Genomic DNA, 25521 nt, shown 5'->3' on the forward strand with positions numbered 1-25521 from the left:
TTTTGTTTTAAGCACTCTCCAGCGTTTCGAAATAGGTTTTCAGCTTGTTTGCCCGGTCTTTGCCAACTAATTCAGCGACCTCATCGAACGGCGCTTCACGAATCTTGTTGACCCCTTTGAAGTGTTTAAGCAGCTTTGCAGCCGTTTTTTTGCCAATACCTTCTACGTTTTCAAGCTCGCTGATCAGACTGTTGCGGCTACGTTTGTCACGGTGATACGTAATAGCAAAGCGGTGGGCTTCATCCCGTATACGCTGAATCAGCTTAAGTGATTCAGACTTTTTGTCAATGTATAAAGGTAAACTGTCCTCTGGAAAATAGATTTCCTCCAGTCGCTTGGCAATCCCTATTATAGGGACTTTACCATATAAATCAAGCGCTTTGAGAGCATCGCAGGCGGCACTGAGTTGACCTTTACCACCGTCAATAACAATCAAGTCAGGCAGGCCAGTTGCTTCTTCCAGTACGCGGGTATACCGACGTGTGACCACCTCGTACATACTGGCAAAATCGTTTGGACCAATGACAGTTTTGATCGAGAAGTGCCGGTATTCCTTGTTAGCAGGTTTGCCACCAATAAAGCAAACCATCGCTGAAACGGGGTTAGTACCCTGAATATTCGAGTTATCGAAACACTCAATGCGGTTTGGAATACTCTTCAACTGTAGATCTTGCTTTAATCGAATCAGCACTCTGTCTTTCTTACTGGCGTTAGCCGTCGCTTCAGCAGCAGCACGCTCCTGACGTTCCCGCCGGAAATACAGTACGTTCTTGAGCGACATGTCCAGCAGCTTTTTCTTATCGCCAATCTGTGGTATCGTAACCTCTGCCTGTAAATCAACGTCCAGAGGAATGTTGGAGATGATTTCCTTAGCCTTGCTGCCGTACTGGCTCCGGAACTCCACAATCATCATAGCCAGCAAATCTGGATCAGTTTCTTCCAGCTTCTTCTTGACCTCAACCGTCTGCGCCTGAACGATGGTACCATTGACCACCTTCATGAAGTTGACGTAAGCAGATGTTTCATCAGATGCAATGGAGAAAACGTCCGCATCGGCAATTTTGGGGTTAACAACCGTCGATTTACTCTGAAACCGCTGCAACACGTCGATCCGCTCCTTGTACTGCTGCGCCTGTTCGAACGCTAATTCGTTAGCCGCATCAACCATGCGACCTTTGAAGTACTCCTGCGCGGGCTTTAAATTTCCTTTCAGAATATGGTGAACCTGCTCAATGTCTTTGTTGTAGTCAGCCTCGGCTTGTTTGCCTTCGCAGGGACCTTTACAATTCCCAATGTGGTACTCTAAGCAAACTTTATATTTGCCCGCTTCGATGTTTTCAGGAGCAAGGTTGTAATTACAGGTACGGATTGTAAACAGCTGGCTGAACATATCCAGCACTGTGTACATTGGTTTCAGATTCGCAAATGGACCGTAAAACGTACCCAGCTTGCGATCAACACTACGAGTGGTGATAACCCGGGGGAAATGCTCGTTGGTTACGCAGACAAAGGGGTATGTCTTGTCGTCACGCAGCAAAATATTGTACTTAGGTTGATAACGCTTGATCAACTGATTCTCCAGCAGTAGGGCGTCGAATTCGGTATGGACGATAGTAAATTCCAGCTTCCGGATCTGACTGACCAGACGTAATGTCTTACGATCATGCTGCCGGGAATTAGTAAAATAGCTACTTACCCGGTTCTTTAAATCTTTGGCTTTGCCAACGTAGATAACCTCACCCGTCGCGTCAAAATACCGATAAACGCCAGGTTCATGAGGCACTTTTGCCAGCTCTTTCTTATAATCAAAATCGGCCACAGGAGCGAGGATATGAGTCGAGATGAAATAGGAGGCAAGCCATACGAATGTCAAAAAAAGACACCGGCTTGCCTGCTAAATTAACAAGATATGATGGCTAAAGGTTGCTGCCTTTACAACAGCAAAGAAGGCGGCAAAGTACTCCAGAGAGTTTTACCGCCTTCTTCTAACTTCTATCCTAGATGCCACTACTGAAGCATTTCGTCTTCAACTTCGGGTGCTACTTTAGGCGGAATGTACCGCTGCGCAGAATCGATATACACCCCACCACAGTCGATCTTGAAGTTGTTTGGTTTGCGGAATGGCTCGGGGCGGTAATTCGTCAGCGTCGGATCTTTGTAAACTTTCTGCATGTACATGGCCCAGGCTGGCATCGCCATACGGCCGCCCTGACCCAGTTCGATTGACCGGAAGTGAATCGACCGGTCATCGCCACCTACCCAAAGGCCAGATACCAGATTCTGCGTCATACCCATAAACCAGGCATCGGAGTAGTTCGAAGTCGTTCCTGTCTTTGCCGCAATCTCGTTACCGCCTTCCAGCAGTTTGTATTGCGTCCGTAACCGTTGAGCTGTACCGCTGGGTTCTTCCACTGCTCCCCGCATCAGATGCAACATTTCATAAGCCCGGTTAGCGCTGATAACTTGGTTGGCGTCTGGGGTGAACTTCTTCAGTACGTTGCCATTCTTATCCTCAATTCGCCAGATCACCATGGGACGAACGCGCGTTCCCCCATTGGCAAAAGCGCAGTAGGCGGCCACCATTTCGTAGACCGATACGTCGCTGGTACCGAGGCAAAGGGTAGGGTCTTCGCGTAAGTCATTGCTCTGAATACCCATCTCATGAGCGTATTTGATAACTGCTCCCGCCCGGGTCTTTTTGATCAGCTGAGCGCTAACCGTGTTGATCGACTGACCAAGGGCTTCACGTAATGACAAACTACGGAAGCTGTATCGCCCCGTCGAGTTTTTAGGCGTCCAAGCTGGACCGTTGTTATTGTCCTCGCCGTGGGCAAACGTTGTTGGCTGATCCGTGATGTGGCTACAGGGGGTGACGAAGCCCTGATCCATGGCTGTCAGATACACGAATGGCTTAAACGTCGAACCCGGCTGCCGACGGCTTTGTCGCACGTGATCGAACTTCATGTGTTTGAAGTTGATACCGCCTACCCAAGCTTTTACGTGACCCGATCGAGGGTCCATCGACATGAAACCGGTGTTTAATAGTCGTTTGTAATACTTGATCGAATCCAGCGGACTCATCGTGGTATCTTTCTCGTTCCGGCGGCCACCGTAAACAAACACCTTCATTTTGATTGGCCGACGCATTTCGCGCCAAATGGCGGCTTCGTCGTCGCCGTAACCTGCTTTTAATTGCTTGTAGCGGGTTGTTCGCTTGGCCCGCTCCTCAATAAAGCCTGGAATCTCGACGTATTTCTTGCTGCGGTCATCCTGTTTAACCCAGGGGTTACGGCCCCGCCAGTGCTCGTAGAACTTCTTTTGCTGATCGCGCATGTTAGCCATGACAGCCTCTTCGGCGTAGGCCTGCATGCGGGAATCAATGGTTGTGTATATTTTCAGACCACTGGTATAGAGGTCAAGCTCAGCGCCCGGGTTCTCTTCGTTGTACTGCCGAATCCACTGTTTAATGTCATCCCGAATTACAGACCGGAAGTAGGCCGCCATCCCTGTGTTCTGATTCTCGATGCTGAAATCGAGTTTGAGCGGCTTGCTCTTATACGTAACGAACTGTTCTTCGGTTAGAAAACCGTATTTTCTCATCTGGCCCAGAACAACGTTCCGGCGGTCCCTGGCCCGTTCTTCAAACAGCCGTGGATTGTAGAGTGTCGGATTTTTGAGCAGCCCTACCAGCAAAGCCGCTTCTTCAACCGATAATTGCCAGGGCTCTTTGCTGAAGTAGGTTTTAGCCGCAGTCTTGATGCCATACGTATTATTCCCGAAGGAAACAGTGTTGAGGTACATCATCATGACCTCCTGTTTGGTATAGTTTCGTTCCAGTCGTACCGCCAGAATCCACTCCTTGGTTTTTGCGATGACCAGACCCACTAGAGGGATGTCACCTAACGGGCCCCTTAATTCCTCCCGGCGGGTATCAAACAGGTTCTTGGCTGTCTGCTGCGTTAACGTACTGCCCCCACCTGAACTGGATGCATCCTTGAACGTAACAAAACCGCCAACAGCCCGGAACAGCGACCGGGGATCAATACCAGCGTGTTTAATGAAACGGGCATCTTCTGTTGCCAGCAAAGCCGACGTGACGTTGGGCGATACCTGTGAAATCTCAATAGGCGTTCGGTTTTCGACGTAATACTTACCCAGCAGCTGATTGTCGGCCGTGTACACCTCCGACGCTTCCTCGCTTTTTGGGTTTTCGAGTGCTTTCAGACTGGGCATTCCTCCGAATAGCCACAGGAAATTGTAGCTGACGGCAACGACGTAAAGAACCAGCAGAACAACACCGGTTAACGTAAGGCGCCAGAGTATTTTAATAAGAGGCCGGTAAGTACCGGGTGAAAATATGGACATAACTTAGGGCGGTTTCCCGCGAGTAATGCGACTGGTCTACGATTGATTGACCATTGTCAAGTTTATTTTTGAGCCGATTGGTTGGCTAGTGCCTGCATCTCTTTAGCGCGGGTTAGCAACTGACTACCAGGATAATCGCGAACAAATTCGTTCAGTGCCTGGCGGTAAGGATCGACGCCCTGCACTTTACCAATCAGAATGACCCGCAGCAAGGCCAGCTTGTCTTCTAACTGCGTACCCGCAAATGTGCTGAGCGCATTATCCGCACGAGCCAGCGCTTCGGTAGGGTTGTTCGCTTTGTAAAGGTCGTAAATCTGCGTGTATGCTGCTACTGCTTGCGCTTCAGAACCACTGGTCTTTCCGCTACTCCGGCCCACCAGCCGGGCGTACGACGTGTTCGGGAATTCAAGTAGAAGCTGATCTTTCCAGTCCGATGCTCTCGCCAGTTGTTCGTTAGACAGGTGAAGTAGGTAATAAATTTCCGGTTTTTGTAACGTATTGGGATAGCGTTTCAGCAGTTGCTCGAACGTTGAAATAGCTTCGGCAGGCTTATCTAAGTCAAACTTGTAAAGTTTCCCTAGTTGATAAAGCGCATTTTCGATACGTTGGCTGGCCTGAATTTGGGCGGCAGGCGAAAAGGGAATCTTGGCCATCATCGCCTTTTTCTTCGCTTGCCGGGCAGCGGATGAATTATCAGCGTTCGCTACCGCATTGGGCGCATCCGGCTGTTGTAACGGCGCATTTGGATTGATAGCATCTGCCGCAGGGTTGGTATTCAGCGGGCTGTTGACACCGGGTACTGATGCCGAAGCGTCCTTGTTGCTCCGACGCCAGTTATCTTCCAGCGGACGATTTCCCCAGCGGACTGAGAATTCTTGGCGTCCCTGACTCATGGCAATGGGATTATATAAAGCCCACCGTTCGGCGGGAGGAAGATTTGAGTTTGTGGCGCCTGGTACGTTGGAAATAGTACCGCTGGCTGCCTGATCCGCAATCTGTTGAGCGATAGCCTGCTGTGCTTTTTCTTCTTTCTCCTGCTTATCGAGGATGTTGTCCAGCATGCGGTTCAATTCTGAGGATTTCATCCCTGCCAGATTAATCAGGCTGTCGTCCGTCCGAACCGTCGTGCTGTAGAGCACAAATTCGTCCAGTACTTTCTTCCGGGCGGCTAGGGCAGCGTAGTTCGGTGATTGCTGGGGGAGGAGTGCCATCGCACTATCGTAATAAGCTTTCGCCCGAACGTAATCCGACTTCTTTTCGAAATACAAGCGACCGATTTCAGCGTACGTCTGCGGAATCTGGGCGTTAGTACCACCTGCTGACTGGATAGACAGTTTGTAAAAGTTAATGGCCTGGTCAATGCGTCCACTCCGGGCTTCGAGCAGGCCCATCGTGTAATATATCTTATCTTTTAGATCGACGTTTTTCCGATCATTCAGCATTTCGTTAAACAAAGCAGCCGATTCAGAAGCTCGTTTGGAATCGCCCAACAAACCATTACTCTGAATCGAATACAGATTGGCGTAAAACGACTGGTCGTAGCTTGGCCCAGACTTATTTACTTTAGTGTATTGCTCAAGGGCTTTCTTGGGCTGACCCAGCAAGTCGTAAAGTTGACCAGCAATCAAATGAAGCCGCGCCGTAGACTCACCTTTCTTCAGCATTGGAAACGTAGCTTCCAGTACGCCAGCAGCGATCAGGTATTCCCCCTCCCGTTCGTGCATATACGCCTTGGTCAGGTAAAAGTCGCGCGTGTTTGTTTTATTCAATGGTTGCGTACGCAGGTACTCACCTACATTCTGTGCGTTGGTATAATCACCCGCTTCGGTATACGCCCGCATCAGATAAACCAGTGCCGTGTGCTTGTCTTCTTCGCTGGTTCCTTTTGTATTGACGTATTTAAACACCTCAATCGCGTTAGGCAGGTCCTGTTTCAGTAGGCGTGCCCGGCCAATAAGAATATACGCATTATCGACCCATTTGCTGTTCTGGTGACGTTCGGGGATCAACGATGCTTTCTTAATTGCGTCATCAAGTTGCGGCTTGACAGGCTGAGCAAACAGTGAATCGACAGGCAGCAGGATTGGAAGGAGTTGATTGTAGTTCTCCTGTCGGGATTTAAATAAAACCTGTTCGGCTCCGTCGATCTGCTCACGGGCGATGATATACGCGTTAAAGTGCGCGTTTAAATTGTGGTAGCCTTTACTAAGGGGTTTTGAGCTATGTTGAGAGCAGGAAAGTAAACCGCCCAACAACAGCACGAAAACCGCGATTAATGACGGGAAACGATGATAAAGCAAGCGGGACATGCGAAAAGAATGCGTAGGCATTTGCATTAAAACGACCCAGGCTATGCTGGCATTATGGAACGTTAGGCCAAATTAACGAATTTTGCATTTTTCTAGCGTGTAGAACTACTCAAATCGATGGAAAACTCGTCCGATCAGTCCGACAAAAACCGTTCCAGTGAGCCCCACAAGAAGACGCCACTGCAAACCACCACCGAAAAAAGTCGGTCAATCGCTCAGTACAGTGGTATTGCTTTCCAGATGCTGGGCACCATTGGATTGGGTGTCTGGGGCGGGATGAAACTTGACGAGTGGCAACAAAACCAGCGCCCCATCTGGACAATTGTGCTGGCATTGACGGCGATTGGTGCGTCCCTTTATTTATTCATTCGTCAAATCACCCAAAAATAAGTGTGGGATTGACGGCGGCTATCAACCGGTAGTCATTGTTACGTCTGATCCGCATACTAATACTTATGTTGCGTACCATCCTGTTCACGCTTCTACTGGCGATTGTATTTTTCGTAGCCGAACAATATCTGGCGGCTACCTGGGTTCATCCTAGTTGGAAAGTGTTATTACTCTTCTTTATAAGTGTTTCATTTCTGCTACATCGATTAGTTGAGTCTGGTTTACAGGCTAATCCTGAACGGTTCATTACCTTATACTTAGCGGCTACGGTTATACGGCTGGTGTTGAGCTTTGTGTTCGTTGGTTTTTTCCTCTATCAGAACGTCGAGCAGCGTCGACTCTTCGTCATCACATTTCTTGTACTATATATATGTTACACGAGCTTTGAGATTTGGGGGCTTAGTCGTAACTTGCGACGCGATTCGTAACAAAGGTCATTCTCATCATATGATGCGTTCGGTTTTAGATAAATTTTTATTAGCTATTGCGCTCGTTTTTAGTTCGTTAGTGTTTGTTCAGGCGCAGGAGCACGGACACGAGGGCGAAGCGCCACAGAAGAAGGAAGGATTTAATGTAGGTGAAATGATTATGCACCACATTAAAGATGAACACGGTTGGGAATTAGCTCACGGGCTAACGATTCCGTTGCCGGTAATTTTGTATTCTGACGATCGGGGTTTAGAGGCTTTCTCTTCGTCCCGTCTGGCTCATGGCGAGGTCTACAATGGCTACAAACAGGAGCACGGAAAAATCCACCGCGTAAACGAAGCGGGCGAGGTAGAAGAAGGTGTCAAACTGTACGATTTCTCAATTACCAAGAATACAGCTTCGTTGCTGCTGAGTGCGGTCATTCTGCTCTGGTTATTTACGACCGTTAGCCGCGGCTACGCAAAAAACAAAGGGAAAGCTCCGAAAGGAGTGCAGTCTTTGTTGGAGCCAATCATTCTGTTCGTTCGGGATGACATTGCCAAGCCAAGCATTGGTCACCACTACGGCCGATACCTGCCTTACCTGCTGACGCTGTTTTTCTTTATCCTGGTTAACAACCTGTTGGGGCTGCTACCGGGGGCGGCTAACCTGACCGGAAACATTGCCGTTACGTTGTCTCTAGCAGTGCTGACCTTCCTGATCGTTACGTTCAGCGGTAACAAAAACTACTGGATGCACATCATCAGCCCTCCAGGTGTCCCCTGGTTCGTCCTACCGATCATGATTCCTGTCGAGATCGTAGGGGTGTTTATGAAGCCTATTTCGCTGATGGTCCGGTTATTTGCCAACATCACGGCTGGCCACATCATAATCCTGAGCTTACTGGGTCTGATCTTTATGGCCAATGCGCTGGCGGGAGCAACCACAAGTGTGGCAATCAGCCCGGTGGTTATGTTCTTTACGCTGTTCCTGAATTTTATCGAATTAATCGTAGCGTTCCTGCAGGCGTTCATTTTTACCCTGCTGACCGCTATGTACATCGGCAGCGCCGTGGAGGAACATCACCACCACGACGAAGCACACGGTACCGTTTCCGAACTGGGCTAATCGGAAAGCGTAGTTAGTCAGTCCAATTGTCGATTTGCAATCTTTTGTTTGTTTCACTTAATAAATCTGTTTGATTATCATGTTCGCAATGTTGTTTGCTCTTCTGTTGGAAGCTACGGGTAGCATTTCTGTATTCGGTGCCGCTCTGGGCGCTGGTCTGGCTGCTATTGGTGCTGGTATGGGTATTGGTCGTATCGGTGGTAGCGCTATGGAAGCTATTGCTCGTCAGCCAGAAGCGGCTGCTCGTATCCAAACCGCCATGCTGGTTATCGCGGCTCTGATTGAGGCTGTTGCGCTGTTCGCAGCTGTTATTTGTCTGCTGGTTGCAACGGCTGCCTAAGTCGCCCGCATCCCGCAGCAGTACGTTTTGAACAGGCTGATTACATTAGGTATCGGCGTCCCTGTTCGCTAATTTTCGAGAATCGCCTGCCCGGTCGGGGTTGCCGCCGGGTGGGCGCTTTTCAATCAACAAAAGATTGATTTCATCGATTTTCTGACAATTACACACATATGGACTTACTTACTCCCGACATTGGACTGCTCTTCTGGCAGGTAGTTGTATTCCTAGTTCTATTTCTGTTGCTCCGCGCCTTCGCCTGGAAACCCATTACCGAAAGTTTGCATGAGCGTGAAGACAACATTCAGAGCGCACTAGACCTTGCCGAAAAAACCCGCTCGGAAATGACGGCTTTGAAGGCGAACAACGAAAAAATGCAGGCTGAGGCTCGCGCCGAACGGGAAGCAATTCTGCGAGCTGCTAAAGAAACGGCTGACAAAATGCTGGCTGAAGCCCGCGATAAAGCTGAAAGCGAAGGTCGCCGGATCCTGGAACAAAACCGGGAAGCTATGCAGAACGAACGGCAGGCGCTGATCGTGCAAATGAAAAAAGAAGTCGTTACGCTGTCGCTGGACATCGCTGAAAAAGTGCTGCGTAAAGAACTGAATGATAAAGCTACTCAGGAAAAACTGGTTACGGATCTGGTCTCAAACTCACGCTTAAACTAAACGATAATGGCAGTTGCTACGGTTGCGGCCCGCTATGCCAAGTCGCTGCTGGATTTGGCGCAGGAGAGAGACCTGCTGGAAACGATTTATAAAGACATGCTGATGTTTCAGCAGACGCTGGCCCAAAGCCGGCCGCTGCGACTGATGCTAAAAAATCCCATTGTTCGGGCTGAAAAGAAAAGTGCTGTCATTCGACAGATTTTCAGCAGTCGGGTCAATACCTTAACGATGACGTTTCTGGACATCGTGGGCAAGAAAAACCGGGAAGGTATTCTGGATGCTATTGCTGACGAGTTTATCAATCAGTACGACCGGATAAAAGGTGTTAACCGCGCTACAGTAGTTACAACTGTTCCGCTGACAGATGCCCAACGGGAGAGGTTCAAACAGATTGTGCTTAGCTACACAAACGGCAAGCGGGTTGAACTAGACGAAAAAATCGATTCGAAGCTCATCGGAGGTTACGTTCTTCGAGTGGGCGATCAGCAAATCGATGGTTCGATTCGAAATCAGCTCAACGAAATTCGTCTTCAGTTCCTGAACTAGAGACAGACGTAAACTCGCAAAAGCCGCTTTCTACCAAGAGAGCGGCTTTTTTGTTACTTACCAATGACCCGGACGAGTTTCGAATGGGTCACCCTAAAGAGTTCACGTTCATAAAATCGAATAGCGGCCAGCCGCTTTTGGTTAGTCGTAACTTCCAGATTTACCAAGTTTTGCTGGCCAGCTAATTCAATGAGCGCACGTATTAATTGTTTACCAATCTGCTGGCTTCGGTGTGCTGGTTTAACGAATAACTCCTGAATCTCGCCTACCTTGCCCGTGTGATGCAATAGATACTGAATGTGGCAGCTGACAAAGCCAACTGGCTCATTGGTATCGGGTAGCTCGGCGACGAAATAGTGGACCATCGAATTCGCCAGATTTTGATCATAACAGGTATCGAACCGCTGTCGATCGAGTATCTCTGTTTCTAGTTCACAAAGAAACTCGTACACTACGTCCCGGTCATCAACCGTAGCAGATCGGATCAGGAGCGAGTCAGACGCGGTATGGAGCATGACTAAAACTTCTGTAATTCGTCGGATTCGAAGATGTGCTTGCCCACCAATCCCTGCTGGGTTGTGGTCAGCATAGCCTTAGCAACTTTACTGGCCTGTACACCTTTGAATCTACCAGGTATAACAGGATTCAAGAAGCTCATTACTTTCTCGGCTACACGTTCGCCTAACCGGCTGTCTTCCTGACGCCGGTTTCCCATCAATAGCGATGGTCGGAAGATCAATAAGGTTGGATAGTTCAACGCTGCCAAATCGCGTTCCACATCGCCCTTGACCCGATTATAGAAGAACATCGACTTTGAATCAGCGCCCATGGCTGTCACGATCGCAAACTGTCGGGCGCCATTTGCAAGCCCCAGACGAGCGATGTCGAGCGGATATTGGTAATCCACTTTCTTAAAGGCTTCTTGCGAACCTGCTTTCTTGATGGTTGTTCCAAGACAGCAGAAAATATCGTCAGCCTGCGTAACCAAACCGTTTGGGTGATCAAAGTCAAACTGAACTTCCTGTAGGCGCGGATGCTGCCAGGGTAAGGATTTACGGACTAATACTTTTACCTTATCGTAGATTGGCGAATCAACCAGCTGGTGCGTCAGAAGATTACCGACCAGACCAGTGGCTCCGATTACTAATGCTGTTTTATTGGTGGGTGTCATCTGGCAACTTATGGCTAGGGAGTTACGCAAGTTAGATGAAGTCTAGTTAAACAAAATCGGATACAGGCAAATTTTATCTTATGAAAGTGTGCTTCTATAAAACTAGTACCTATCTATCATTCTATATGAGATCATTTTTTTTCTGGATCAGTGTTCTTTATCAGCTTCTAAATAGTTCGTTTATGTATGCTCAAACAACAGTTTATCCAACGATCGGAACCATTGTTCGAGCCGACCCACGACTTGACAGGCTAATTCCCAGCGATGCTCGTGTTGAAGTATTAGCTAGTGGATTTACCTGGACCGAAGGGCCGCTCTGGATCAAACCGACAAAAAATGAGAAAGAAGGCTACCTACTATTTTCGGACGTACCACAGAATACTATTTTCAAATGGACCGCTAAAGAGGGAGTAACCCCTTTTTTGAAGCCGTCTGGGTATACGGGGCTGGGTCCTTACAGCGACGAGCCTGGCTCGAATGGGCTAACCCTGGATGTTGCTGGACGACTGATTGCCGCTGAACATGGGGATCGGCGTATTTCGGCCTTGCCCCTCGATGGTAGCAGCGGTAAAATAACCCTGGCCGACAATTACGAAGGCAAACGCTTCAATAGTCCGAATGACGTAGTCACTCACTCAAACGGGAGTTGTTACTTTACCGATCCACCGTACGGCATGCCTAAAAAAGAAAAAGACCCCTCGCAGGAAACGGGCGTGTTTGGCGTGTACCGCATAGCTCCGGCGGCCAAAGGGGATAAAAGTGGAAAAGGAACCGTTTCTTTGGTTGTCAGCGATTTGAGCCGGCCTAATGGCGTTGCGCTTTCGCCGGACGAAAAAACGCTTTACGTAGCACAGTCTGATCCTGATAAACCAGTTGTGATGGCGTATCCCCTACAAACTGATGGAACGGTTGGGAAGGGGCGGGTCGTGTTCGGGGCCGATGGAATGAAAAAGCAAGGTTTGTCAGGTGGTTTTGATGGGATGAAGGTGGACAAAGCGGGTAACCTTTGGGTGACCGGTGGGAACGGCGTACTGATTCTGTCACCCGCAGGGGAGTTCCTGGGCCATATCAATCTGGGTGGCGCTACCGCTAACTGTGCCTGGGGGGACGACGGGTCGACCTTATACATCACCGCCGATATGTATCTATGCAGACTGAAGACGAATGCTATGGGTATACTCCCTCCGAGTAAGCCTGACAAATGATCGGAAGACCAGCGAGATAAACCGAATAAAAAATTTGTATCCGATAGCCGGATGCGAACTTGGTTAAATACAAATCGTTAACTTTGTAGAGAAGGCTGGGTGGCTTGGTTATAGGAATATTCTCATGTTAGAGAATCGGAAGTACGCAATTATAGGTTTCTTTTGTTTAATCGGGCTGATCTATCTATCCCGGTTGTTTTATCTGCAAGTGTTGGATGACACCTACTCGCTTGGTGCTTCCAAAAACTCAATCAAACGTGTTGTTGAAATACCATACCGGGGGCAGATTTACGACCGGAACAACCAGCTCATGGTGTATAACACGCCCGTTTACGACCTGTACGTAACGCCCAAGAAAGCCGTTGTTACCGACACTATGGCCTTCTGCCGGATGCTGAACATCACGCAATCGGATTTTGACAGCATTATGGGCTTGGCAAAGAACTATTCGATGAATAAGCCGTCGCTCTTCATGCGGCAGCTATCAAAGGAAGATTTTGCCCGAATTCAGGACGCGTTAGTCGATTACCACGGCTTCGAACCAATCATCAGCTCTATGCGGACGTATCCGACGCATACGATGGCGAATGCGCTGGGCTACGTAAGTGAGATTACCAAAAAGCAGCTCGATAACCAGGAAATCTCCTACTACCGACAAGGCGACTATATTGGGCATAATGGCCTGGAAGAGCAATACGAAGACCAGTTACGTGGTCGGCGGGGTGTTAAATTCGTGATGCACGATGTACACGGTATCAACAAAGGCTCCTGGAAAAATGGGGAGTTTGATACGCTGGCAGTATCGGGGCAAAATCTAATCACGGGTATCGACGTAGAGGTACAGAAGTACGCTGATAGTCTAATGCAGAATAAAGTGGGGTCGGTTATCGCCGTCGAGCCATCCACGGGTGAAATTCTGGTGTCGGTATCGGCCCCTACCTACGACCCGAACCTACTGTCGAGCCGGAGCTTCTCGAAGAACTACCGGATGCTGCTGAAAAACCCCTATAAGCCTTTGATTAACCGGCCAATTATGGCAAGTTATCGACCAGGATCGACGTTCAAACTCATTCAGGCGTTAATTGCTCAGCAGCAGGGGACATTATTGCCGCATACGCACTATGGACACGCAGGGTCGCCCATGCGGTGCCACTGCCGGGGCGGCAACGATCTGCGGGGCGCTATCCAGAATTCCTGTAACCCGTATTTCTATCAGGTTTTCCGGAAATTTGTCTACCACAACGGCAATCCCAATACATTCAAAGCGTCTGCCATTGGTTTGCAGGAGTGGCACAAGATGGTGGAGAAGTTTGGTATCGGGTCCAAACTAGGTGTTGACCTACCCAGCGAATTAAAAGGTAATCTACCTGTAACAGAAGATTACGACAAGCGGTATAAGGGGCAATATTCGTGGAAATTTTCGAACGTGGCTTCTCTAAGTATTGGTGAAGGCGAATTATTGATTAGCCCCATCAAACTAGTTAATCTGGCCGCTACGATTGCCAACCGGGGTTGGTATATCGCTCCGCATTACATCAGAGGTTTTGGTAAGGCAGGCGTTGGCGTCCCCAATAAGTATCTGGAGCGGCACGAAACGGAAATTGATCGACAGTATTACCTGCCCGTAATTGATGGGATGCGCCGGGCCGTTATGGGTGGAACCGTAAAAGCCATGGCCAACATCAACGGTATCGACCTATGCGGGAAAACCGGTACGGCTCAGAACGCCAAGTTTGGTCACAAGTTTGACCATTCTATCTTCGTTGGTTTCGCGCCAATGAATGATCCTAAAATTGCCGTTGCGGTGTTTGTCGAAAACGCGGGTTGGGGTGGTGATGCGGCTGCGTCGGTAGCGGCACTGGTAGCCGAGCGTTATTTAAAACGTAAAACGGAAGCCAAAGCGCTGGACACCTACGTGAAGTCGAAAAACTACATGATGGCGGTTAAGCCCGTAGCCAAACCAAAACCAACTGCGCCAAGAAATGACTCGGCTCAGAAGCCAGTCGCTCCTAAGCCATATATGACAGTTGCTCCGGCCAAGGCGAACCCGGCTGTTGGAGCAGCTGGTAACTAAGCACAAATTACCTCAAACGCCATCAAGCCTGATTGCTACAGCAGTCAGGGCAACTATATTCATGTCGCGTAATAACGATCCCTTACAGCAACCGATAGACTGGATAACGCTGATCCTGTATTTCGGCTGTGTAACGTTGGGCTGGCTCAACGTCTATGCCGCTGTATACAGTCCGGAAGACCATACCAGCCTGTTCGATATGTCAACCAATGCCGGAAAGCAAATGATGTGGATCGGCACGGCCGCCGTCCTGATCATTTGTATTCTGGTGATCAACCACAAGTTTTTCGACTCGTTCGCGTATCTGATCTACGCGTTTATGATTTTCATGCTGCTGCTGGTGCTGGTAGCGGGATCGAACGTAAAAGGATCACGATCCTGGTTTAAGCTTGGATCGTTTTTGATACAACCGGCTGAGTTTTCCAAAGTTGCCACAGCATTGGCTCTCGCGAAATACATGGACGTGCCGGGGATCAACCTCTCCAAAGGCAAAGACCTGCTATACATCGGAGGCATTATCCTGCTACCCTGTATCCTGATTCTGGCATCGAACGAAACTGGCTCGACGCTGGTGTTCGCATCGTTTGTTATTATGCTTTATCGGGAGGGGTTGCCGGGCTGGATTCCATCGGTAGGAATTGGCGTAGTGATTCTGTTTGTGCTGGCGCTGATCTTCCCCAAACTATACATCTTCATCGGTATCGTTGTCCTGCTGGTATTAGTCGTTCTGCTGATGCCACGCTATAACCGGAACGTAGGTACGATTCTGTCGATGAGCCTCATTGGAGTGGCTATGATGTTGGTCGTAACGGGGGTCGATTTCTTCGTAAACGATGTCTTACAGAAACACCAGCGGAACCGGATCAAAGTGCTGGTCGATCCGGCAATCGACCCGCTGGGAGTAGGCTGGAACGTAACGCAGGCTAAAATTGCCATCGGTTCAGGACGGCTGGAAGGAAAAGGTTTTCTGGAGGGCACGCAGACGAAATTCGACTTTGTACCGGAACAGAGTACCGACTTTATTTTCTGCACCATTGGCGAAGAACATGGCTTCATCGGTAGCGCCATCGTAATCACCTTGTTTATTGGATTACTTTCCCGAATCGTTATTCTGGCCGAAAAGCAGCGAAGCAAATTTGCCCGGGTGTACGGTTACTGTGTCGCGGGGATTATCTTTTTCCACGTCATGGTCAACATTGGCATGACCATCGGGCTCATGCCTGTTATTGGCATCCCGCTGCCGTTTTTTAGTTACGGCGGGTCATCACTCTGGTCGTTTTCTATCCTGCTGTTTATCTTCCTGAAGCTGGACGCTCGACGCACGGCACTATCGCGCTGGTAATTAGCCGTCGATATGCTTGAAGAAAGCATCGCGGTACGTGTCGCCGATGGGGATAACAGCTTTGCCAATGTAGATACGATTGCGCTCGACGGATTCGATCTGGCTAACTGCGACGATATACGATTTGTGAACGCGTACGAACTGACTCGTCGGGAGTTTCTCGTCCATGTTTTTCATCGTCTGCAAGGCCAGAATTCGCTCGTTTGTTGTGTAGATCGATACGTAATCTTTCAGGCCCTCAACGTATAGGATCTCGCTTAGGCTAACTCGCTGCAGGCGATAGTCCGTCTTGACAAAAATAAAATCACGAACGGCGTCGGGCGAAGTAGTCGGAGGAACTTGGCCTGACCCATCAGCCAGCGCTGGGGCAGGAGCAGACGTTGCTACCGACGGTATTATTTTCTGTACCGCCCGGTAGAACCGTTCAAAGGAAATCGGTTTGAGGAGGTAATCCACTACGTCGTGTTCATAACCATCCAGGGCGTATTCGGAGTAAGCCGTCGTTAGAATTACCCGGCAATCGTGGCCCGCGACCCCGCGTCGAAGCAGATTCAGAAACTGCATGCCCGTCAGTTCGGGCATCTGAACATCCAGGAACAAAAGGTCGACTTCGCCCCGCTGTACCTGCGTCAGCGCTTCGATAGGACTGGTCGTCGCTCCAACGAGAGTGAGAAACGGTACCTTCTGAACGTAATCGCTTAGTATGGTATGGGCCAGAGGCTCGTCGTCGACAATCAGACAGCGCATAAAGTTAGTGTTAAGCCGCTATAATTCTATTTCCAGCGAGCAGGCATAGTTACTCGGTTCGTCAATGACGCGGAGCGTATGGCGATCGGGATAAAGTAATTGCAGCCGCCGACGCACATTTGCTAGCCCGATACCACCCACCGCGTCGGTCTGCCGGATCGCTTTTTTGTTCAGCGTATCGAAGCGCAATCTACCGTTCTGAACGCTTAAGTCAAGCACGAGGGGATGATTTGGGTCGGTCAGGTCGCCGTGCTTGAATGCATTTTCGACGAAAGAAACCAGCAGCAGGGGTTCGATACGAAACAGGGTAATATTCCCGTCAATCGTGAACTCAACGTGATCCTGCGTTAACCGAAGCTTTTCGAGCTCAATAAGATTTTTCAGATGAGACACTTCTTTATCGAGCGCTACTTTATCCGGACCGGTGGTACTGTCATACAGCATATACCGCATCAACTCCGATAGCTTCAGAATAGCGCCCGGTGCTGCATCCGATTTGGCGTAGGTTAGCGCGTAAATGTTGTTGAGCGTATTGAACAGAAAATGCGGGTTTACCTGCGATTTGAGAAAAGCGAGTTCAGCCTGGTTCCGCTCACTAACGAGGGCTTTACGTTCCTGCTGATGAGCCAGCCAGTCGTCAATCAGTTTGGCCGCTGCACTTACCCCCAGGGCTGAGGGCATGAAGTACGCGTTGTCTTTGATGTAGTACAGAATCGATACGTCTTGTGGATAATTGGTAAAGTCCAGGAGGTACCAATAGACTTTCTGTTCGATTAGGTAGCGTGTCGCGCAGAAAACCAATAGCGCCCCGACCGTGCCGGGTAGTACCAACGGCCACTGACGCCGGGTCATGAACGGATTCAGAACCTGCGTGTGCTCGAACCAGGTTGCCAGCCAGAACGCAGTACTGAACGAAACACCCAATGAGTTGAACTCGATGGCGTTTGTTTGTGAGCTGTAGGCATTACTCAACTGAGCACCGGCCCAAACCAGGATGTACAGCAAGTTGCGGACACGGGCGCGGGAGTCGAAAAACGAAAGTAGCTGGCTGGCCATAGAGCGAGAAAATATTGGGTACAAACTACCGCACCATTGGCTATAGCCGCAAGACGAATCGACCAACGACCGAATTTGGCCGACGAATCCGAATGACTACGCAAAAAAGCGTTTGTCGGAACGTAAAGGCGTTGGCCGAGGTAGGCCGAGCGTTGGTCGAATAGAGGCATTGACGAAAAGAATGGGGTGACAACTTTGATCCATCAATCACCATAAAACGCATTCTGACTCATGAAAACGCTCGCTACCTTACTACTCTGCCTGGTTACGGTTATTACTAGTTTTGCTCAATCGACCGCGACGCAACCCGTCGACGTCCTGATGATTGGCACCTCACACAGCTACGGGAAAAAGCCCGTCGAACACTTTGATGAAATCATTGATAAAGGATTAGCCTTTAAACCCGACGCGGTATTCGGTGAGTGGCTCTCTGGCGACGACTATGACGCGATTCCTGACTATTGGAATAAAGCCAATATTGAAAGACGGCTGGCATATCTGAAAGGGTTGAACTACCCAGCACCCAAAAACACGGACAAATTCATCAAGCAGACGTATAAACTATTGAGAGATTACCCTAACCTTCATCAAAATCGGATGAAACTGGCACGAGCGCTGTATCTGAAACACGACTTTGGTAATGCTGCTTATCAATTGTACCGGCTCGACCGGGCCCGGCCAGCATTCGGTAACGAGGAGAAAGCGGCTTATACCGCCATACTGGGCGTTCCAGACTCGCTATATCGCAATCGTACCAATGAATACCACAATATTCTCTTCCCGATGATTGATAAGCTGGGGCAGGATAGAATATTGCCTATGGATAGTCAACGGCATGATATAGCCTGGAGTGAAGCCTGGAGCAAAGCAGACTCGTTGTTCCGGATCTGGGAGAAAGAATTAGACTCTACTTCGGTTGACGGAAAACGATATGCGGCCCTGAATAAGCGGACAAACGAACTGACAGCGGCCGGGGATAAGGCGGAAAAAGCAGGCATGGCTACTGTCGCCTTCAATAGTCCCGAAGGCGATGAATTCCTGAACATCGTAAATTTCTATGGGGCTCGTCGGCTATTTGGCACGGCTGGTTTTCCCGAAGCTGCACTGAATGAAATGCTTCGTCAATGGCAATTCCGCAATGACGACATGGCGCACAACGTAGTCAACCGGGCACGGGCCGCCGGTGCCAAACGAGTCGTAGTGGGCGTAGGCGCTAATCACCGTAAAATCATGGTCGATATACTACGTACCATTCCCGGCGTAACGGTGTACGAGTTGAATAATTTTAGTGGTAAGTAATTAGGGGCTGATAATCAGTTGTTTGTTGTCGGGCGAGGTGTGATCGAAGAGAAAAAGAAAAATTTTTTATTCGTCATGCAACCTGTCTGGGCTAATCGCTCATCTTCTGGTCAAATAGCATAGGAAACGCCCCGTGCTATCAACAATTAGGTTTATTCCTGAACCCTTATCCTACTAATCAGATGAAAACGTTCAAACACCTCCTGACCACTGCGCTGTTAGCTACGGCAACCGTTACGTTTGCACAAACCACCACGACGATTACAGTATCGGCTGAAGGCGATACAACAACGACTACCATCACGAAGCCTAAGAAGACGATTGAACGCGTCGCCAGTAACTTTACCGTGTACGTAGGACTGAACAATTTCAGTGGTAACCTTTCGGACGGTTATGACCTGAAACCACTGGGCTCCCGCTTCATCGCGCTGGCTTGGCAGCAACGGATTCCGTTAATTGCCAGCGGTAAAACCAAGCTCCGTTTGATTACCGGTCCTGAAGTGGCCTGGAACAACTTTATGTTCGAAGGACGTAACGTACTGATCGAGCGCGATAACCAACTTATTATAGAACCCGCTGCTGTTGATCTGCGTCGCTCGAAACTGGTCACAACACAGCTTAATCTACCATTGCTGCTTAATCTATCGTTTCGGTCTGGATTCTCGTTCAGCGCTGGAACTTATGCCGGCATGCGACTGGATAGTTACACCAAAGTAAAACCCGAGGGTAGTCAAGCCGTACGTAATCACAGTGATTATAATCTGAAACCTTTTCGCTGGGGATTAACCGCTGAGCTGGGTTTTCGTGGGCACACCAAGCTCTTCGGACGCTACGAGCCGCAAAGTATCTTTCGTCCAAGACTGGGTCCGGATGCCGCCGTCTGGTCCTTTGGCATCAAATTATAGTTCACGTAAAGTCAGCTCTCCCCCAAAGTGCTTCATTTGATTATAAACAGGTACGCCGAGGAGATACCAGGTTAACGTCCCGGTCGACTGGTAGTAAGCCCGTCGACCGGGCAACAAATTGGCCGATGTTTGCATCGTTTCCCATCGAGTCCCCAACGTAAGACCACTGGCGGTTACCAAGCTTTGCACCCGCAGTGAATCAGTATTCTGTACAGGGTGGGTAATAACTGACTGGGTGATCCTGTACAGATCATCGCCATACACGGTAGCATTACTCTTATAGGGCCATCGATCAGTCGAATTCACGCTTTTGACAAAGGAAACAGGTTATTCGGGCGTTTTATTCCGAGCGCCGTTACAGGTGCTTGCTAACGCCAGAATGAGCAAACCACTTGGTAGACAGCCAAACTGCTCCGAGAAGATGCGGTAGCTACGGTACCCGATAACCAACGTACTTGTAAGAAGAGCCAGGTTTAGTAGCGCCCAGGCGGCATGAAAAAGCGTCATGGTGAGGAGAGGTAATTCATAAACAAAAGAAAAATTTCGTCTCCGTGCAACGTAACGCTTTCGGATTACATCCTTTGCTGGAATACTCGCCCAGTTAGTCACAATCCCCGTTCAGTTCCGCTTATCCTTCCGTAAAGACCGCTTGTGTAAGAAAAGGTACTTTGTTATGCATGCTACCTACCTTTGTTTAGTACTTGTTAATGCACATAGCGAACACATCATTTGACATATACCACTCATGAATACGACCTTTTCTTCTTTTATCCTGCTGCTGGCAACGCTGGTTACAGCGGTTGCCCAGCCCATCGATCGCGGTACGGTACGCGGTCAGGTTGGGGCCGAAACAGGCAAAGCCTTAGAGTTTACCACCATGATGCTGGTGAAAGCAACCGACTCAACGCTGGTAAAAGGCGCTATCAGCGATGATGGGGGTAAATATATCTTCGAAAACGTGGGGGCTGGTAACTATCGGGTCGTAGCCCAGCAAATGGGATTTCGTAAAACGTATAGTAATCCATTCGTTATCAGCGAAGCCCAGCCCGCCATCGAATTACCCAAGCTTGTTATGCTGGACGAATCGAAAAGTCTGGCTGAAGTAAACGTCGTCGCTAAAAAACCATTCATTGAGCAGCAGGTTGACCGTACGGTTGTCAACGTGGAGAACAGCATTGTATCGAGCGGAAATACGGCTTTGGAAGTATTGGAAAAAGCGCCCGGCATTACGATTGATCGCCAGAACGATCAGATTCAGCTAAAAGGAAAATCGGGCGTAATCGTGTACATCGACGGTAAACAGACCTACCTCTCGCAGCAGGAAATCGCTAATCTGCTCAAAAACACACCCAGCGATAACATTGCCTCGATTGAGATTATTTCAAACCCTGGCTCGAAATATGACGCTGCCGGTAATTCTGGAATCATCAACATCAAGATGAAGAAAAACAAGAATTTCGGCACGAACGGCTCGGTTATTCTGAATAGTGGCTACGGCTGGGTACGCGACCTGAACGGTAACTTGTTGAACCGCCCCAAATACGGAACAACGCTGAACGTAAACCATCGCGAAGGGAAACTCAACGTATTTGGTAACTACAGCTACACGGATCGCTACAGCAACAACAGCAACCAGATTAGTCGCTCGATTCCGTACAACGGCAAAACGACCTACTTTGATCAGACCTCATTCCGCCCCACTCATTTCGTCGGTCATTCCTATAAAGCGGGTCTCGATTATTTTATCAGTCCGAAAAGTACGGTTGGGGTGCTGGTGAACGGTTTCCGGAACGACTGGCAGTCGCAGGGCGTAAACGAGACAAATATTCGTAATGAAGCGTATCAGCTGACGAGCCGTCCCGTGACCAAAACCAATGTGCAGAACCTGCTATCGAACCTAACAACCAACGTGAATTACAAATACGAGTTCGACGAGAAAGGCCGCGAATGGACAGTTGATGCTGATTACGTTCAATACAATGGAACCAATAGCAATGGTCTCAATACGGTTTATTATACCCCGGAGAACAGCGTGATCCGTCCCAATCAGGATGTGCGGAACAGGATGCCATCGACGATTGGTATCCTGGCGTTCAAGACGGACTACGTGCATCCAACTAAAAAAGGTAAATGGGAAGCTGGTCTGAAAAGTAGCTTCGTCAATGCCGACAACAACACGATATACGATACGTTGCGGCAGGAGGGAAGCCAGTGGATGTTCGATGCCAGCCGGAGTAATCACTTCAAATACGACGAGAATATCAACGCTGGTTACGTAAACTACGCGGGTACGCTGGGCAAAAAGACGAAAGTGCAGGCTGGTCTGCGGGCAGAACATACCCACTCGATTGGTCACTCCATCACGCTGGACCAGCGCGTTGAACGCAACTACCTGAATCTGTTCCCAACGCTGTTCCTATCGCGGCAACTGGATACGAATAACGTCCTGAATCTGTCGTACAGCCGCCGGATCCAACGGCCCGACTACGAGAATCTGAACCCGTTCGTTTTCTACCTCGATCCGTACACCTATCAGCAGGGTAACCCATTTTTACGACCTCAGTACACAAACTCCGTTGAACTGACGCATACCTACAAGAACACAGTTATCACCACGCTGGGCGTAAGCCGGACAACGGATTTTATCAACGAAGAGACTCCTCGGCAGATCGCGTCGCAGAACATCACCTACGTAACCCCCGAAAACCAGGGAACGCAGGACAACATCAACCTGGGCGTGAGTTTTCCCCTACCGATAACAAAATGGTGGCAAACCCAGACCAACATCAGTACGTACTACACGCACTATAAAACGTTCTATTCGGGTGCTCAATACGAAATAAAATTAGTTGCGTACAACCTGTATACCTCGCACAATTTTACGCTGAGCAAAACGCTCTCGGCCGAACTCTCGGCCTGGTATAACTCCGCATCGCAGTACGGCTTTTACCGGGCTCAGCCAATGGGCGCTTTCAGCCTGGGCGTTCAGAAGAAAGTAATGGATGGTAAAGGAAATCTGAAACTAAATATTAACGACCCCTTCTGGATGAACAAATTCAGAGGACGGGCCATGGTCCAGGATATTGATTTCCGGGTGAATTCCCGCTGGGAGAGCCGCCGAATTATGCTGACGTTCACGTACCGCTTTGGCAACCAGAACGTAAAAGGCGCTCGCAATCGTAGCTCTGCAACATCAGCCGAACAAAGCCGGATGAAGGGAGGAAACTAAATGTAGTTTAGGTTAAGAAAAAAAGTGGGAAAGTCGTCTCCAGGTTGAGGGGCGACTTTTTTGTGCGCTATAATCAAGCCAATACGTGCCTACCAACGCTCAAATTCAACAGAATACCCCTAAAAAAGATAAGGTTCCCCGATCGAAGCGGAGAACCCTATACTGACTATTCCTAAACCCTTAACCTTTTCTACATGAAAAACTAACTTTAACCCTTTTCTGTTCCAAAAACCTTCGTAATTGACAGATTGTTTTAATCTACTGAATTACAAGAGGTTCGCTGGGGGCTTGGTCTGAGTTCCAGAGGAAATTAATCATCCGGGTGGTCAGATCGGCCTGTTTTGTCCAGCGGTTGGCATCGACATCGTTATGTTTAGCCAATAATGCATTGATCTGAGTGCTGGCTTCGTTGAACTTGATCCGATCAGCAGAACTGACAGCCAGAACCGCTACTGGACGCTGGTTGTACAGCGAGACAACACGCATATAAGTTTGCCAATTGGTGTTGCGCGAAAATTGGTTAGCGTTTCGTCCAATGTAAGCAGCGAACTGCTTTTCTGAACCGTTAACCAGCATAGCGCTTGCCGGCTTTTTGGCTGCCGGGCTATCATCAGTGTTGGTGGTGGTAGCCGCGGTTGCTTGCATTGTCGTCATTCCAAGTGCAAGAATCAACGACGCAAATATAACACGCGATTTCATTGTATTGTTCTATTTTTGTTTCAGTTAAAGAACATACAAATCTCCACAGAAGTTTTTAAAGTACAAGCCACTTATTGGGTCCTTTATGAAATAATATTCCGATTTTTATCCTATTGATTTTGAAAAAATGGATCTTAGTCGCTATTTATGCTTGATAATTGAAATAATATTTTGATATATTTTAAATAAAGTTCTGTTTTTTATTGCTTTGAAATATTCAAAATTTCTTTAAAAAGTTATATCATTGGTTGTAATTATTCATGGCGAATTGTATTCCCATAGTACAAAAAGCCAGCACGATTTCGCCAAGCCGGTCCAGATAATCCGGTAATTGAATCATTTCGTCCTCCGAAAATTGTCCAAGAACGAAGTCGACCTGTTTTCCTTTTGCAAAATTATTGCCAATGCCAACCCGTAGTCGGGTGTAAGTCTGCGTGTTAAGGAGCTCATCAATATTTCGTAAGCCATTGTGTCCGCCCGGCGATCCTTTCGGTTTCATTCGCGACTTGCCAAAAGGAAGATCTTTATCATCAGTAACAATCAAGATATTCTCCACTGGGATATTTTCCTGCTTCATGTAATATAGCACAGCTTTACCGCTCAGATTCATGTATGTAGTGGGCTTTACAAAAAAGAGCTGTTTGCCTTTGTATTGCCATTTGGCTGTGTAGGCCAGCCGGGTGAGCGAAAACGTAAAGCCATGCTGGGCCGCCAGTCGGTCAAGAACCATAAAGCCCGCGTTGTGACGTGTAAGCGCATACTCAGGCCCGATATTGCCCAGCCCGACGATCAAAAATTTGTTCATAGTGTTCAGTACTTGAATCAGCTCGCAAAACTCGGAATTATTTTGCCTCTGCCCACGCCCTGGTTGGGTATCTGCTAACTGAGTGAGTGGTTAATCGGTGTGTTTTGTAAGTTTACGGCATGAATCAACAACGCCTAATCCTGTCCAGTCCGCTGCTCGAAATTGTTATTAGCCGCCTGGCACAGCAACTGATTGAAAATTACCAGGATTTTGCTGACACGGTTATTTTAGGAATGCAGCCGCGTGGCGTATTCTTTGCTGCTCGCATTGCCAACGAACTAGATCGAATTCTGGGTTTTCAGGTGCCGTTTGGTCAACTGGATGCAACGTTCTACCGCGATGACTTCCGTCGCCGGGATACACCTCTCCGGCCCAATACAACCAATGTGCCGTTTATCATCGAAAATAAACGGGTTATCCTGGTGGATGATGTACTGGCTACGGGACGAATGGTGCGAGCCGCGCTGGATGCTATGACGGCGTTCGGTCGGCCCCGCAAAGTAGAGTTGTTGGTATTAATTGATCGTCGATACAACCGAGATCTCCCGATTAAGCCTGATTATACTGGTCGGCGCGTAAATACGCTGGAGTCGCAACGGGTATTGGTTGAATGGACAGAACAGGGGGCCGATGCGGATCGCATCTGGCTGGTCGGTTAAATTTTTAAGAATAGAGTAAAGATTCTGCGCCTGTTTCGCTTTACGAATAGGCGCATTTTTTGTTGCCAAAAAAAGGAGTAGAACTACGCTGATAAGCTTAAATTATCCGTGCCGTTGTTGCCTAGCCTAGTATTCTGTTAATCAATGATTAGACGCAAAAGGGGATGCGCAGGGCAGCG

24 protein-coding genes are annotated in these 25521 nt (G+C 48.7%); 13 read left to right on the forward strand and 11 right to left on the reverse strand.

Going from position 1 to position 25521, the window contains the following annotated elements; translation table 11 throughout:
* Nucleotides 1–7 precede the first annotated feature (7 nt).
* From uvrC to porW, 3 genes are all read right to left on the reverse strand, one after another.
* Entirely contained in the window at nucleotides 8–1819 is a 1812-nt protein-coding gene (gene uvrC / locus ACYVAD_RS22165) for an excinuclease ABC subunit UvrC (RefSeq protein WP_461141730.1), read from the reverse strand.
* Between the two features lie 188 nt (nucleotides 1820–2007).
* Nucleotides 2008–4365: a penicillin-binding protein 1A gene (locus ACYVAD_RS22170; protein ID WP_461141731.1), complete on the reverse strand. Its 2358-nt coding sequence runs from the start codon at nucleotides 4363–4365 to the stop codon at nucleotides 2008–2010.
* 62 nt (nucleotides 4366–4427) lie between these two features.
* On the reverse strand, nucleotides 4428–6674 hold the full coding sequence (gene porW, locus ACYVAD_RS22175) for a type IX secretion system periplasmic lipoprotein PorW/SprE (RefSeq protein WP_461141732.1): 2247 nt from the start codon (nucleotides 6672–6674) through the stop codon (nucleotides 4428–4430).
* 117 nt (nucleotides 6675–6791) lie between these two features.
* On the opposite strand from porW, the gene ACYVAD_RS22180 reads away from it, so the two are divergent.
* The 6 genes from ACYVAD_RS22180 to atpH all read left to right on the forward strand — a co-directional run bounded on the left by ACYVAD_RS22180 (nucleotide 6792) and on the right by atpH (nucleotide 10151).
* The gene (locus ACYVAD_RS22180) at nucleotides 6792–7064 is read left to right on the forward strand and encodes an AtpZ/AtpI family protein (protein WP_461141733.1); all 273 of its coding nucleotides are present in this window, start codon (nucleotides 6792–6794) and stop codon (nucleotides 7062–7064) included.
* Nucleotides 7065–7129: 65 nt separating this feature from the next.
* Nucleotides 7130–7492, forward strand: coding sequence for a hypothetical protein (locus tag ACYVAD_RS22185; RefSeq protein WP_461141734.1), 363 nt, complete (start codon nucleotides 7130–7132; stop codon nucleotides 7490–7492).
* A gap of 19 nt (nucleotides 7493–7511) precedes the next feature.
* A complete protein-coding gene (gene atpB / locus ACYVAD_RS22190) occupies nucleotides 7512–8600 on the forward strand; it encodes a F0F1 ATP synthase subunit A (protein WP_461141735.1) in 1089 nt (362 codons plus the stop codon).
* 88 nt (nucleotides 8601–8688) lie between these two features.
* Nucleotides 8689–8940, forward strand: coding sequence for an ATP synthase F0 subunit C (gene atpE, locus ACYVAD_RS22195; protein ID WP_410528597.1), 252 nt, complete (start codon nucleotides 8689–8691; stop codon nucleotides 8938–8940).
* 170 nt (nucleotides 8941–9110) lie between these two features.
* Nucleotides 9111–9605 carry a F0F1 ATP synthase subunit B gene (atpF, locus tag ACYVAD_RS22200; protein WP_461141736.1) on the forward strand — a complete coding sequence of 165 codons (495 nt, stop codon included), beginning with the start codon at nucleotides 9111–9113 and terminating at the stop codon, nucleotides 9603–9605.
* 6 nt (nucleotides 9606–9611) lie between these two features.
* Entirely contained in the window at nucleotides 9612–10151 is a 540-nt protein-coding gene (gene atpH / locus ACYVAD_RS22205; protein WP_461141737.1) for an ATP synthase F1 subunit delta, read from the forward strand.
* 53 nt (nucleotides 10152–10204) lie between these two features.
* On the opposite strand, the gene ACYVAD_RS22210 is transcribed toward atpH, so the two are convergent.
* Both ACYVAD_RS22210 and ACYVAD_RS22215 read right to left on the reverse strand, forming a co-directional pair.
* Nucleotides 10205–10666: a GNAT family N-acetyltransferase gene (locus ACYVAD_RS22210; RefSeq protein WP_461141738.1), complete on the reverse strand. Its 462-nt coding sequence runs from the start codon at nucleotides 10664–10666 to the stop codon at nucleotides 10205–10207.
* A gap of 2 nt (nucleotides 10667–10668) precedes the next feature.
* The gene (locus tag ACYVAD_RS22215; protein ID WP_461141739.1) at nucleotides 10669–11322 is read right to left on the reverse strand and encodes an oxidoreductase; all 654 of its coding nucleotides are present in this window, start codon (nucleotides 11320–11322) and stop codon (nucleotides 10669–10671) included.
* Nucleotides 11323–11504: 182 nt separating this feature from the next.
* Here ACYVAD_RS22215 and ACYVAD_RS22220 point away from each other — a divergent pair, with 182 nt between their 5' ends.
* The 3 genes from ACYVAD_RS22220 to rodA all read left to right on the forward strand — a co-directional run bounded on the left by ACYVAD_RS22220 (nucleotide 11505) and on the right by rodA (nucleotide 15943).
* Nucleotides 11505–12527 (forward strand): SMP-30/gluconolactonase/LRE family protein, encoded by a 1023-nt coding sequence (locus ACYVAD_RS22220; protein WP_461141961.1) that lies wholly within the window; start codon nucleotides 11505–11507, stop codon nucleotides 12525–12527.
* A gap of 124 nt (nucleotides 12528–12651) precedes the next feature.
* Nucleotides 12652–14601 (forward strand): penicillin-binding transpeptidase domain-containing protein, encoded by a 1950-nt coding sequence (locus ACYVAD_RS22225; protein WP_461141740.1) that lies wholly within the window; start codon nucleotides 12652–12654, stop codon nucleotides 14599–14601.
* A gap of 61 nt (nucleotides 14602–14662) precedes the next feature.
* The gene (gene rodA, locus ACYVAD_RS22230) at nucleotides 14663–15943 is read left to right on the forward strand and encodes a rod shape-determining protein RodA (RefSeq protein ID WP_461141741.1); all 1281 of its coding nucleotides are present in this window, start codon (nucleotides 14663–14665) and stop codon (nucleotides 15941–15943) included.
* Here the strand turns inward: rodA and ACYVAD_RS22235 are convergent, their stop codons facing one another.
* Nucleotides 15944–16690: a LytR/AlgR family response regulator transcription factor gene (locus ACYVAD_RS22235; RefSeq protein ID WP_461141742.1), complete on the reverse strand. Its 747-nt coding sequence runs from the start codon at nucleotides 16688–16690 to the stop codon at nucleotides 15944–15946.
* 18 nt (nucleotides 16691–16708) lie between these two features.
* Nucleotides 16709–17746, reverse strand: coding sequence for a sensor histidine kinase (locus ACYVAD_RS22240; RefSeq protein ID WP_461141743.1), 1038 nt, complete (start codon nucleotides 17744–17746; stop codon nucleotides 16709–16711).
* Between the two features lie 231 nt (nucleotides 17747–17977).
* Between ACYVAD_RS22240 and ACYVAD_RS22245 the strand changes: the two genes are divergently transcribed.
* Entirely contained in the window at nucleotides 17978–19045 is a 1068-nt protein-coding gene (locus tag ACYVAD_RS22245; RefSeq protein WP_461141744.1) for a DUF5694 domain-containing protein, read from the forward strand.
* 182 nt (nucleotides 19046–19227) lie between these two features.
* Nucleotides 19228–19950, forward strand: a complete 723-nt coding sequence (locus ACYVAD_RS22250) for an outer membrane beta-barrel protein (RefSeq protein WP_461141745.1) — start codon at nucleotides 19228–19230, stop codon at nucleotides 19948–19950.
* Here ACYVAD_RS22250 and ACYVAD_RS22255 read toward each other — a convergent pair.
* Nucleotides 19945–20256: a hypothetical protein gene (locus tag ACYVAD_RS22255; protein WP_461141746.1), complete on the reverse strand. Its 312-nt coding sequence runs from the start codon at nucleotides 20254–20256 to the stop codon at nucleotides 19945–19947. The genes ACYVAD_RS22250 and ACYVAD_RS22255 overlap by 6 nt on opposite strands.
* A 21-nt stretch (nucleotides 20257–20277) precedes the next feature.
* Nucleotides 20278–20457, reverse strand: a complete 180-nt coding sequence (locus ACYVAD_RS22260; protein WP_461141747.1) for a hypothetical protein — start codon at nucleotides 20455–20457, stop codon at nucleotides 20278–20280.
* A 238-nt stretch (nucleotides 20458–20695) separates the two neighbouring features.
* Between ACYVAD_RS22260 and ACYVAD_RS22265 the strand changes: the two genes are divergently transcribed.
* The gene (locus tag ACYVAD_RS22265) at nucleotides 20696–23179 is read left to right on the forward strand and encodes an outer membrane beta-barrel protein (RefSeq protein ID WP_461141748.1); all 2484 of its coding nucleotides are present in this window, start codon (nucleotides 20696–20698) and stop codon (nucleotides 23177–23179) included.
* 258 nt (nucleotides 23180–23437) lie between these two features.
* Here the strand turns inward: ACYVAD_RS22265 and ACYVAD_RS22270 are convergent, their stop codons facing one another.
* Entirely contained in the window at nucleotides 23438–23824 is a 387-nt protein-coding gene (locus tag ACYVAD_RS22270; RefSeq protein WP_461141749.1) for a hypothetical protein, read from the reverse strand.
* 295 nt (nucleotides 23825–24119) lie between these two features.
* Nucleotides 24120–24683, reverse strand: coding sequence for an aminoacyl-tRNA hydrolase (pth, locus tag ACYVAD_RS22275; RefSeq protein WP_461141750.1), 564 nt, complete (start codon nucleotides 24681–24683; stop codon nucleotides 24120–24122).
* Nucleotides 24684–24802: 119 nt separating this feature from the next.
* Here pth and pyrR point away from each other — a divergent pair, with 119 nt between their 5' ends.
* Nucleotides 24803–25342: a bifunctional pyr operon transcriptional regulator/uracil phosphoribosyltransferase PyrR gene (gene pyrR / locus ACYVAD_RS22280; RefSeq protein ID WP_461141751.1), complete on the forward strand. Its 540-nt coding sequence runs from the start codon at nucleotides 24803–24805 to the stop codon at nucleotides 25340–25342.
* Nucleotides 25343–25521: the final 179 nt, after the last annotated feature.

Source organism: Spirosoma pomorum (assembly GCF_054776615.1).

Excerpts from the sequence above, each read along its gene's own strand:
- ACYVAD_RS22220 (WP_461141961.1), top strand. The coding sequence starts at position 11,505 with ATGTATGCTCAAACAACAGTTTATCCAACGATCGGAACCATTGTTCGA.
- ACYVAD_RS22250 (WP_461141745.1), top strand. The coding sequence starts at position 19,228 with ATGAAAACGTTCAAACACCTCCTGACCACTGCGCTGTTAGCTACGGCA.
- atpB (WP_461141735.1), top strand. The coding sequence starts at position 7,512 with ATGATGCGTTCGGTTTTAGATAAATTTTTATTAGCTATTGCGCTCGTT.
- atpE (WP_410528597.1), top strand. The coding sequence starts at position 8,689 with ATGTTGTTTGCTCTTCTGTTGGAAGCTACGGGTAGCATTTCTGTATTC.
- ACYVAD_RS22240 (WP_461141743.1), bottom strand. The coding sequence starts at position 17,746 with ATGGCCAGCCAGCTACTTTCGTTTTTCGACTCCCGCGCCCGTGTCCGC.
- ACYVAD_RS22185 (WP_461141734.1), top strand. The coding sequence starts at position 7,130 with ATGTTGCGTACCATCCTGTTCACGCTTCTACTGGCGATTGTATTTTTC.
- ACYVAD_RS22235 (WP_461141742.1), bottom strand. The coding sequence starts at position 16,690 with ATGCGCTGTCTGATTGTCGACGACGAGCCTCTGGCCCATACCATACTA.
- pth (WP_461141750.1), bottom strand. The coding sequence starts at position 24,683 with ATGAACAAATTTTTGATCGTCGGGCTGGGCAATATCGGGCCTGAGTAT.
- ACYVAD_RS22225 (WP_461141740.1), top strand. The coding sequence starts at position 12,652 with ATGTTAGAGAATCGGAAGTACGCAATTATAGGTTTCTTTTGTTTAATC.
- ACYVAD_RS22215 (WP_461141739.1), bottom strand. The coding sequence starts at position 11,322 with ATGACACCCACCAATAAAACAGCATTAGTAATCGGAGCCACTGGTCTG.
- ACYVAD_RS22170 (WP_461141731.1), bottom strand. The coding sequence starts at position 4,365 with ATGTCCATATTTTCACCCGGTACTTACCGGCCTCTTATTAAAATACTC.
- ACYVAD_RS22260 (WP_461141747.1), bottom strand. The coding sequence starts at position 20,457 with ATGACGCTTTTTCATGCCGCCTGGGCGCTACTAAACCTGGCTCTTCTT.
- pyrR (WP_461141751.1), top strand. The coding sequence starts at position 24,803 with ATGAATCAACAACGCCTAATCCTGTCCAGTCCGCTGCTCGAAATTGTT.
- ACYVAD_RS22265 (WP_461141748.1), top strand. The coding sequence starts at position 20,696 with ATGAATACGACCTTTTCTTCTTTTATCCTGCTGCTGGCAACGCTGGTT.
- ACYVAD_RS22180 (WP_461141733.1), top strand. The coding sequence starts at position 6,792 with ATGGAAAACTCGTCCGATCAGTCCGACAAAAACCGTTCCAGTGAGCCC.
- ACYVAD_RS22245 (WP_461141744.1), top strand. The coding sequence starts at position 17,978 with ATGAAAACGCTCGCTACCTTACTACTCTGCCTGGTTACGGTTATTACT.
- porW (WP_461141732.1), bottom strand. The coding sequence starts at position 6,674 with ATGTCCCGCTTGCTTTATCATCGTTTCCCGTCATTAATCGCGGTTTTC.
- atpF (WP_461141736.1), top strand. The coding sequence starts at position 9,111 with ATGGACTTACTTACTCCCGACATTGGACTGCTCTTCTGGCAGGTAGTT.
- ACYVAD_RS22210 (WP_461141738.1), bottom strand. The coding sequence starts at position 10,666 with ATGCTCCATACCGCGTCTGACTCGCTCCTGATCCGATCTGCTACGGTT.
- rodA (WP_461141741.1), top strand. The coding sequence starts at position 14,663 with ATGTCGCGTAATAACGATCCCTTACAGCAACCGATAGACTGGATAACG.
- ACYVAD_RS22270 (WP_461141749.1), bottom strand. The coding sequence starts at position 23,824 with ATGCAAGCAACCGCGGCTACCACCACCAACACTGATGATAGCCCGGCA.
- atpH (WP_461141737.1), top strand. The coding sequence starts at position 9,612 with ATGGCAGTTGCTACGGTTGCGGCCCGCTATGCCAAGTCGCTGCTGGAT.